Source organism: Kitasatospora sp. NPDC057198 (assembly GCF_042670125.1).
Lineage (GTDB): Bacteria > Actinomycetota > Actinomycetes > Streptomycetales > Streptomycetaceae > Kitasatospora.
This window is the reverse complement of sequence record NZ_JBHUWH010000369.1, coordinates 1-8,077: the sequence shown is the minus strand read 5'-3', so window position 1 is coordinate 8,077 and position 8,077 is coordinate 1. Positions and strand designations below refer to the sequence as shown.

The 8,077-nt window shown below is 71.9% G+C and carries 6 protein-coding genes and 1 pseudogene; 6 read left to right on the top strand and 1 reads right to left on the bottom strand.

Going from position 1 to position 8,077, the window contains the following annotated elements; translation table 11 throughout:
* The first annotated feature begins 529 nt into the window (after positions 1-529).
* Positions 530-976: a DUF4442 domain-containing protein gene (locus ACFUEL_RS30260; RefSeq protein ID WP_380239967.1), complete on the top strand. Its 447-nt coding sequence runs from the start codon at positions 530-532 to the stop codon at positions 974-976.
* Positions 977-1,259: 283 nt separating this feature from the next.
* Here ACFUEL_RS30260 and ACFUEL_RS30255 read toward each other — a convergent pair whose 3' ends face one another.
* Complete coding sequence (locus ACFUEL_RS30255; protein WP_380239966.1) at positions 1,260-2,324, bottom strand: LacI family DNA-binding transcriptional regulator; 1,065 nt, start codon at positions 2,322-2,324, stop codon at positions 1,260-1,262.
* 420 nt (positions 2,325-2,744) lie between these two features.
* On the opposite strand from ACFUEL_RS30255, the gene ACFUEL_RS30250 reads away from it, so the two are divergent.
* The 5 genes and pseudogenes from ACFUEL_RS30250 to ACFUEL_RS30230 form a co-directional block, all read left to right on the top strand.
* On the top strand, positions 2,745-4,067 hold the full coding sequence (locus ACFUEL_RS30250) for an ABC transporter substrate-binding protein (RefSeq protein WP_380239965.1): 1,323 nt from the start codon (positions 2,745-2,747) through the stop codon (positions 4,065-4,067).
* Positions 4,068-4,176: 109 nt separating this feature from the next.
* The gene (locus ACFUEL_RS30245) at positions 4,177-5,133 is read left to right on the top strand and encodes a carbohydrate ABC transporter permease (RefSeq protein ID WP_380239964.1); all 957 of its coding nucleotides are present in this window, start codon (positions 4,177-4,179) and stop codon (positions 5,131-5,133) included.
* 1 nt (position 5,134) lies between these two features.
* Complete coding sequence (locus ACFUEL_RS30240; RefSeq protein WP_380239963.1) at positions 5,135-6,049, top strand: carbohydrate ABC transporter permease; 915 nt, start codon at positions 5,135-5,137, stop codon at positions 6,047-6,049.
* A gap of 74 nt (positions 6,050-6,123) precedes the next feature.
* The gene (locus ACFUEL_RS30235) at positions 6,124-7,578 is read left to right on the top strand and encodes a glycoside hydrolase family 1 protein (protein WP_380239962.1); all 1,455 of its coding nucleotides are present in this window, start codon (positions 6,124-6,126) and stop codon (positions 7,576-7,578) included.
* 194 nt (positions 7,579-7,772) lie between these two features.
* Positions 7,773-8,077: pseudogene (locus tag ACFUEL_RS30230) on the top strand (hypothetical protein); the annotation flags it as partial.

Below are 8,077 nucleotides of genomic sequence, written 5' to 3'. Positions count from 1 at the left end.
GTAGCGCACCGGGCTGGGGTACAGGTGGCCGCGGCGTCGAGCCCCGACACTCACAGCAGCGTACGAAGGCGCCGGACGAGTAATCGACCTGGGCCTTCGGTGTTCTCCGGAACGCCCACCGGAGCCGGGAGTTGGAGCGCGCGCCCGGGCCGGACCAGTCGCCCGCGCACCTTTCCGCCCCTCTTTCTCCCGTCCCCTTTCCCGGTCCCCCCTTCCCGCGCCCTTTTCCGTGCACCCCGTCTTTCCGCGCCTTCCCGCGCCCCCGCCGCGAACTCCCGTCCGCCCGCCGCAACGCGGCGCCCACCAGCGGCGGCGCCCCCTCCCGCCCCACGGGAAAGGCTCGGGGCCAGGATTCCTCCGCCGCCCCCACCGCCCCCGGCGGGCGTTTCCGCCGGCATTCACGCACCGCGGCTCCGCGCGAACGGAAAGGGCGATCGGAAAGCGCGAACGGTGGTCGCGGACGGCGGTCGCGGGGAGCGGCGGGCGGCAGCCCATGGACGACCAAGCTACCCACTAGTAACATCGCGGCATGACCACTACTGCGATCGGCGAACTGCTCACCTCCACCGTCCCGATGGTGAAGACCCTGCAGCTGGAGTACCTGGAGACCACCGCGGAGCGGGCCGTGCTGCGGCTGCCCGACCTGCCGGAGTACCGCAACCACGTCGGCGGGCCGCACGCGGGGGCGATGTTCACGCTGGCCGAGTCGGCCAGCGGGGCGATCGTGCTGGCGGCGTTCGGCGACCAGTTGGACCGCGCAGTGCCGCTGCCGACGGTCGGCGAGATCTCGTTCAAGAAGCTGGCCCGCGGCGTGGTGACCGCCACCGCCACGCTCGGCCGACCGGTCGCCGAGGTGCTCGCGGAACTGGACGAGGGCAAGCGCCCCGAGTTCCCGATCACCGTGGAGATCACCCGTGAGGACGGCGCCGTCACCGGCGTCCTGGAGATCGTCTGGACGCTGCGCCCCAACTCCTGAGCCCACACCCTCCCGGCCCCCGGCCCCGGCCCTCCGGACCCCGAACCCCCGACCCCCGGCCCCCCGGCCACCGGGCTCTCACCCCGACCCCCACCAGGCCGTTCGGGGCCCCTGCCCCCGGGCATGCCGAACCCCCGCACGGGCCGCACCCCGCGCGGGTGGCGGCTCCCCCGCCGCCGACCAGCCGCGACCAGCGACCGACCAGCCGCAACCAGCCGTCGACCAGCGACCGACCGGTCGCCGCCCCGTCGCCGTCCCGCAGCTGCTCCGCCCCGCCCCGCCGTCAGGCGGAGTCGCGGACGATCAGCTCGGTCGCCAGCACCACCTGCCGCCGGGCTCGGCCGCGCTCGTGGATCTCGTCGAGCAGCAGCCGGGCCATGGTGCGGCCCATCTCCTCGATCGGCTGGCGGACGCTGGTCATCGGCGGGTCGGTGTGCCGGGCCACGATCGAGTCGTCGAAGCCGATCACCGCGACGTCGTCGGGGATCCGCCGCCCGGCGGCCCGGAGCACCTGCATGGCGCCGGCCGCCATCACGTCGGAGGCGCAGAAGACGCCGTCCAACTCGGGCTTGCGGGCCAGGAGTTCGCGCATCGCGACCCGGCCGCCCTCCTCGGTGAAGTCGGCCAGTCCGACGAGTTCCTCGTCGTAGGCGTGGCCCGCCTCCTCCAGGGCCCGGCGGTAGCCGCCGAGGCGGGCCTGGGCGACCTCCATGTCGAGCGGGCCGGTGAGGGTGGCGACCTGGGTGCAGCCGCGCCGGAGCAGGTGGCGCACGGCCATCCGGGCGCCGCCGGCGTTGTCGGCGTGGACGTAGCTGAGCGGTTCGAGGTCGCCGCGCCGGCCGGCCAGCACGGAGGGGATCTCCAGGCTCTCCAGCAGTCCGGGCAGCGGGTCGTCGCGGTGCACGGAGACGACCAGGACGCCGTCGACGCGCTGGGCGGTCAGGTAGGCCGAGAGCCGGTCGCGCTCGCGCTGGTTGCGGACCAGGATCAGCAGCAGCTGCATGTCGGTCTCGGCGAGCTCTGCGGAGACGCCGCTGATGATGTCCGAGAAGTACGGCTCGGAGAACAGCCTGGTCTCGGCCTCGGGGACGACCAGCGCGATCGAGTCGGTGCGCGAGGTGACCAGGGTGCGGGCGGCCCGGTTGGGCACGTAGCCGAGTTCGGCAATGGCGTTCTGGACGGCTTCGCGGGCCTTGGCGCTGACCCGCGGGGAGCCGTTGATGACCCGGGAGACGGTACCGCGGCCGACGCCTGCCAGCGCGGCCACCTCCTCCAGGGTGGGGCGCGCGGTGGCTCTGCCGCCGGCGCCCGGGTGGAGCGCGTCGGGGCGCTGTGCGGTCGGGCTCATCGCTACACCTCTCGGTCTCTGGGACGGATGGGACGGATCCGCGGGGCCCGCCCCCGGGCCCGTACGGACTGTTCATTGTGGCCGGTCCCGCGGCGTTTCCGGCCATCCGGGGCGTTCCGGAGCTTCTCCGGGGCAGCCCGAGGGCGTCAACGGCGGTGGTAACGAAGCCGGAAACGCTCCGGCAACGTTTGTGTCACCACGTCTTGACACTCACCCCCGCGACACAGCAACCTTCCGGCATGCCAGCTGTGGGAGCGCTCCCACACTGTAGCCAAGATTCAGCGCACCAAGAACACCCAACGAAGCTCTCGTTCCAAGCCCGGCAGCACCCACGGAAGACCACCGGCAGGCCCCCGGAAGACCACCGGACCGGCACCGGACCGACCCGGACCAACCACCCGGACAAAGGAGTTCGCCCCCATGCGCATCACCTCCCGCCCCCGCAGAGCCGCTCTCGCCGCCACCGCGATCCTCGCCGCGTCCACCCTGATGCTCACCGCCTGCTCCTCGTCCGGCTCGGACAGCGGCAGCGAGAAGGCCGACCCGAACGCGAAGATCACCCTGAACGTCGGCGACTTCGGCACCTTCGGCTACGTGGAGGCCGGCCTGTACGACGAGTACATGGCCGCGCACCCGAACATCACCATCAAGTACGACACCGTCCAGGACGGCCAGAAGTACTGGGACGCGCTGACCACCCACCTGAGCTCCGGCAGCGGTCTGGCCGACATCCAGGCGGTCGAGGTCGGTTACATCGCGCAGGCCACCAACACCCTGGGCGACAAGTTCGTCGACCTCGGCAAGACCGAGGGCGTGAACCCGAGCAACTGGCTGGACTGGAAGTCGAAGCAGGCCACCACCCAGTCCGGCTCGCTGATCGGCCTCGGCACCGACATCGGCCCGATGGCGATCTGCTACCGCACCGACCTGTTCCAGCAGGCGGGCCTGCCGACCGACCGCGAGGCGGTCGGCAAGCTGTGGGCGGGCGACTGGTCGAAGTTCGTCGAGGCCGGCCGGCAGTACCAGTCCCACGCCCCGAACGGCACCTTCTTCACCGACTCGGCCTCCGGCCTGTTCAACGCCGTGCTGTCGGCCCAGCCCGAGCAGTACTCGGACGCCTCCGGCAAGCTCGTCTACAAGACCAGCGCCGGCGTGAAGACCGCCTGGGACCTCGCGGTCGCCGCCTCGCAGGCGAAGATCAGCGCCGGCCTGCGCCAGTTCCAGGACCCGTGGAACGCCGCGTTCGCCAACGCCAAGTTCGCCACCGTGGTCTGCCCGTCCTGGATGACCGGCATCATCAGCAAGTACTCCGGCGACTCCGGCAAGGGCAAGTGGGACGTCGCGGCCCCGCCGGTCGCCTCCAACTGGGGCGGCGCCTTCCTGACCGTCCCGAAGGCCGGCAAGCACACCAAGGAGGCCGCGGCCCTCGCCGCCTGGCTGACCGCTCCGGAGCAGCAGGCCAAGGTCTTCACCAAGGTCGGCAACCTGCCCTCCACCGTGGGCGGCCTGCAGCAGCCCGCCGTCCAGGGCGCCAAGCAGGAGTACTTCAACAACGCGCCGACCGGCCAGATCTTCGCCGCCGCCGCGCAGTCCATCAAGCCGGCGCCGATCGGTGAGCAGGACGGCAACGTGAAGACGATCATCACCGACAACGGCATCCTCGACATCGAGGAGCACGGCACGGACCCGGCCAAGGCCTGGAGCAACGTCACCAAGCTGATCGACGACAAGACCAGCAACTGATCCGGGCCGGCAGCGCGCCGGTAGCCGATCCCTACTGCCCGGCCGGGTCCGCCCACCCGGCCGGGCGCCGTTCCGCCGCCCCTCGCCACCCCCGGGAAGGAAACCCCAAGTGGCCACCCACGTCCGCGCCGAGGCCCCGCCCGAGCGCCCCGCCTGGCGCTCGCGCCTGTACCGGTTCGACCTGAAGGCGTCCCCGTACGCGTTCATCGCCCCCTTCTTCATCTGCTTCGCCGCCTTCGGCCTGTTCCCGCTGATCTGGACGGGCTGGCTGTCGCTGCACTACGTCGACCTGCTCAAGCCGGACGTGATGGAGTGGCGGGGATTCGGCAACTACACCCGCCTGTGGTCCAACGACCAGTTCTGGAACGCGCTGCGCAACACCTTCACCATCGGTGTGATCTCGACCGTTCCGCAGCTGCTCATGGCGCTGGGCCTGGCCCACCTGCTCAACTACCGGATGCGCGGCCGCGGCTTCTTCCGGGTCGCGATCCTCGCCCCGTACGCCACCTCGATCGCCGCCGCGACCCTGGTGTTCGTCCAGCTGTTCAACCCGGACTACGGCTTCATCAACTGGATGCTGGACGCGGTCGGCATCCACCCGAACTGGTACTCCGACACCTGGCCCTCGCAGATCGCCATCTCCACCATCGTGACCTGGCGCTGGACGGGCTACAACGCGCTGATCTACCTGGCCGCGATGCAGGCGGTGCCGAAGGACCTGTACGAGGCGGCCAGCCTGGACGGGGCCAACCGCTGGCAGCAGTTCACCCGGATCACCATCCCGTCGATCCGTCCGACCATCCTGTTCACCATCATCGTCTCCACCATCGGCGCCACCCAGCTGTTCGGCGAGCCGATGCTGTTCGGAGGCGGTGTCGGCGTGTCCGGCGGCTCCGCGCACCAGTTCCAGACGCTCAGCCTCTACCTGTACGAGCTGGGCTGGCCCTCGCGCCAGCTGGGCCGCGCCTCGGCGGTGGCCTGGACGATGCTGCTGCTCCTGCTGCTGCTCGGCCTGGTGCAGTTCCTGATCACCCGTTACCGCAAGCGCAACGAGCTGGGAGGCTGACATGGCCGCCACCCTGTCCACCCCCTCCGCCCGGAAGGCGAAGCACGCGGAGCAGGAGCGCCCGCGCGGCCTGTTCCGCCGCAAGGCCGGCGACCACGACAAGGCCGGCCCGGTCGCCTACGTGCTGCTGGCGATCGCCGCCGTGGTCTCGCTGTTCCCGCTGTACTGGACCTTCGTGGCCGCCTCCAACACCGGTGAGCGGGTGGCCCAGTCGCCGCCGCCGATGGTGCCCGGCGGCCAGCTGTGGGACAACATCACCACCGCCTGGGACCAGGCGGACATGGGCACCGCGCTGCTGAACTCGACCATCGTGGCGGGCTGCGTGGCACTGTCCACGGTGCTGTTCTCCACCCTGGCCGGCTTCGCCTTCGCCAAGCTGCGCTTCCGCGGCCGCAACGCGCTGCTGACCCTGGTGGTCGCCACCATGACCATCCCGCCGCAGCTCAGCGTCATCCCGCTGTACCGGATCGTCACCAAGCTGGAGTGGGGCAACCAACTGCAGTCGGTGATCCTGCCCTCGCTGGTGGCCGCGTTCGGCGTCTTCTTCATGCGCCAGTTCCTGTCCGAGGCGCTGCCGTTCGAGCTGATCGAGGCGGCCCGGGTGGACGGCGCGAACAGCATGCGGATCATCTGGCACGTGGTGTTCCCGATCGCCCGGCCCGCCATGGCGGTGCTCGGCATGCTGGTCTTCGTGCAGTCCTGGAACGACTTCTTCTGGCCGTTCGTGGTGCTCACCCAGCAGAACCCGACCGTGCAGGTCGCGCTCTCCGCGATCGGCGGCGGCTCCGGTCACGACATCAACCAGGCCGTGATCATGACCGGTGCGCTCGTCGGCACCCTGCCGCTGCTGTTGATCTTCGCCGTTCTGGGGAAGCACATCGTCGGCGGCATCACCTCCGGCGCCGTCAAGAGCTGATCCGCCGCGGACCGGCCCACCGGCCGGCCCCGGCACCCCGCCCGTCCACCCCCGAGCCATGGGAGCGCTCCCGTATGACCATGACCGATCCGACCACAGCCGCCCACGCATCGGTGGCGGCCCCCCGGGTGGCCTTCCCGCCCGGGTTCGCCTGGGGCGCGGCCACCGCCGCCTACCAGATCGAGGGCGCGGCCGCCGAGGACGGGCGCACCCCGTCCATCTGGGACGCCTTCGCCAAGACCCCCGGCAAGGTGCTGAACGGGGACACCGGCGACGTCGCGGTGGACCACTACCACCGCTTCCGCGAGGACGTCCGGCTGATGGCCGACCTCGGCCTCACCTCGTACCGCTTCTCGCTGTCCTGGCCGCGGATCCAGCCCACCGGCCGCGGCCCGGCCGTCGAGCGCGGCCTCGACTTCTACCGCGCCCTGGTCGACACCCTGCTGGAGCACGGCATCTCCCCGGTCGCCACGCTCTACCACTGGGACCTCCCGCAGGACCTGGAGGAGGCCGGCGGCTGGCCGGTCCGGGAGACCGCCTACCGCTTCGCCGAGTACGCGGCGCTGGCCGGCGCCGCGCTCGGCGACCGCATCCCGGTGTGGACCACCCTGAACGAGCCCTGGTGCAGCGCCTTCCTCGGCTACGGCTCCGGCGTGCACGCCCCCGGCCGCACCAACCCGGCCGACGCGCTGAAGGCCGCGCACCACCTCAACCTCGGCCACGGCCTGGCCGTCGGCGCGCTGCGCGAGGTGCTGCCCGCCTCGGCGAAGATCGCGGTCTCGCTCAACCTGCACCTGGTCCGCCCGCTCACCGACACCCCGGAGGACCGCGAGGCGGCCCGCCGGATCGAGGCGGTCGGCAACCGGGTCTGGACCGGCCCGATGTTCAAGGGCGGCTACGACGCCGACCTGAAGGCGGACACCGCCCACATCGTCGACTGGGACGAGCTGGTCCGCCCCGGCGACGAGGCGGAGATCGGCCGGCCGATCGACCTGCTCGGCCTCAACTACTACAACCCGACCATCGTGTCGGCGCCCGGCGGCGAGGCGGAGACCGCGGAGGCGGCCCGCAACGACGGCCACGGCGACAGCGAGTTCAGCTGCTGGCCGGGCTCCGAGGACGTGGTCTTCCACCTCGCCAACGACGACGTCACCGCGATGGGCTGGCCGATCGACGCCTCCGGGCTGTCCGACTCGCTGGTCGGCATGCACCGCGACTTCGGCCTGCCGCTGCTGGTCACCGAGAACGGCGCCGCCTTCGAGGACGTGGTCGGCCCGGACGGCGAGGTCGACGACCCCGAGCGGGTCCGCTACGTCGACCTGCACCTGCAGGCCGTGGCCGACGCGATCGAGGCGGGCGCCGACGTCCGCGGCTACTACCTCTGGTCGTTCCTCGACAACTTCGAGTGGGCGTACGGCTACAGCAAGCGCTTCGGCATCGTCCACGTCGACTACGACACCCAGAAGCGGACCCCCAAGACCAGCGCCCGCTGGTACGCGGAGGTGATCCGGCGCGGGGGTCTCGCCTGAGCCGGACGCCTGAACCGGACGTCCGGACTCCCGCACACCCCCGCACAGTGTGACGGAGTGTGAGCAACGGGCGTGACCGCGGGGGGTCCCGCTCGTTCTCCCCTGGTGTGCGAACCAACCACGCGAAGCGGCCGCGACGTTCGGACACCTCCGGACTCCGGTGGGGACGGCCCGGCACACTGGCGGCGAGCGGCATGCTCGCCGCCCAGGTGCTGGGCCTCGGGCTGGGCGCGACCGACGCCCGCGCCGACACCGGCCACCCCCCGCGGCAACCCGGCCGCGCCCTCGGCACGGTCGTCCGCACCGGCACGGACACCGGTGCCGGCACCGGCACCGGCACCGGCACCGGCGGACTGCTCGACGGGGCCGTCGACGGGGCCGCCCGCACCGTCGACGGCCTCGACCCGGTCGGCGCCGCGGACCTCGGCGACACCCTCGGCCACCACCTCGCCGGCGGCGAACTCCCGCTGCCCGGCCACCAGGCCGACCGCCCCGACGC

Coding starts and splice junctions, on each gene's coding strand:
- ACFUEL_RS30260 (WP_380239967.1), top strand. CDS start 530: ATGACCACTACTGCGATCGGCGAACTGCTCACCTCCACCGTCCCGATG.
- ACFUEL_RS30255 (WP_380239966.1), bottom strand. CDS start 2,324: ATGAGCCCGACCGCACAGCGCCCCGACGCGCTCCACCCGGGCGCCGGC.
- ACFUEL_RS30250 (WP_380239965.1), top strand. CDS start 2,745: ATGCGCATCACCTCCCGCCCCCGCAGAGCCGCTCTCGCCGCCACCGCG.
- ACFUEL_RS30240 (WP_380239963.1), top strand. CDS start 5,135: ATGGCCGCCACCCTGTCCACCCCCTCCGCCCGGAAGGCGAAGCACGCG.
- ACFUEL_RS30235 (WP_380239962.1), top strand. CDS start 6,124: ATGACCATGACCGATCCGACCACAGCCGCCCACGCATCGGTGGCGGCC.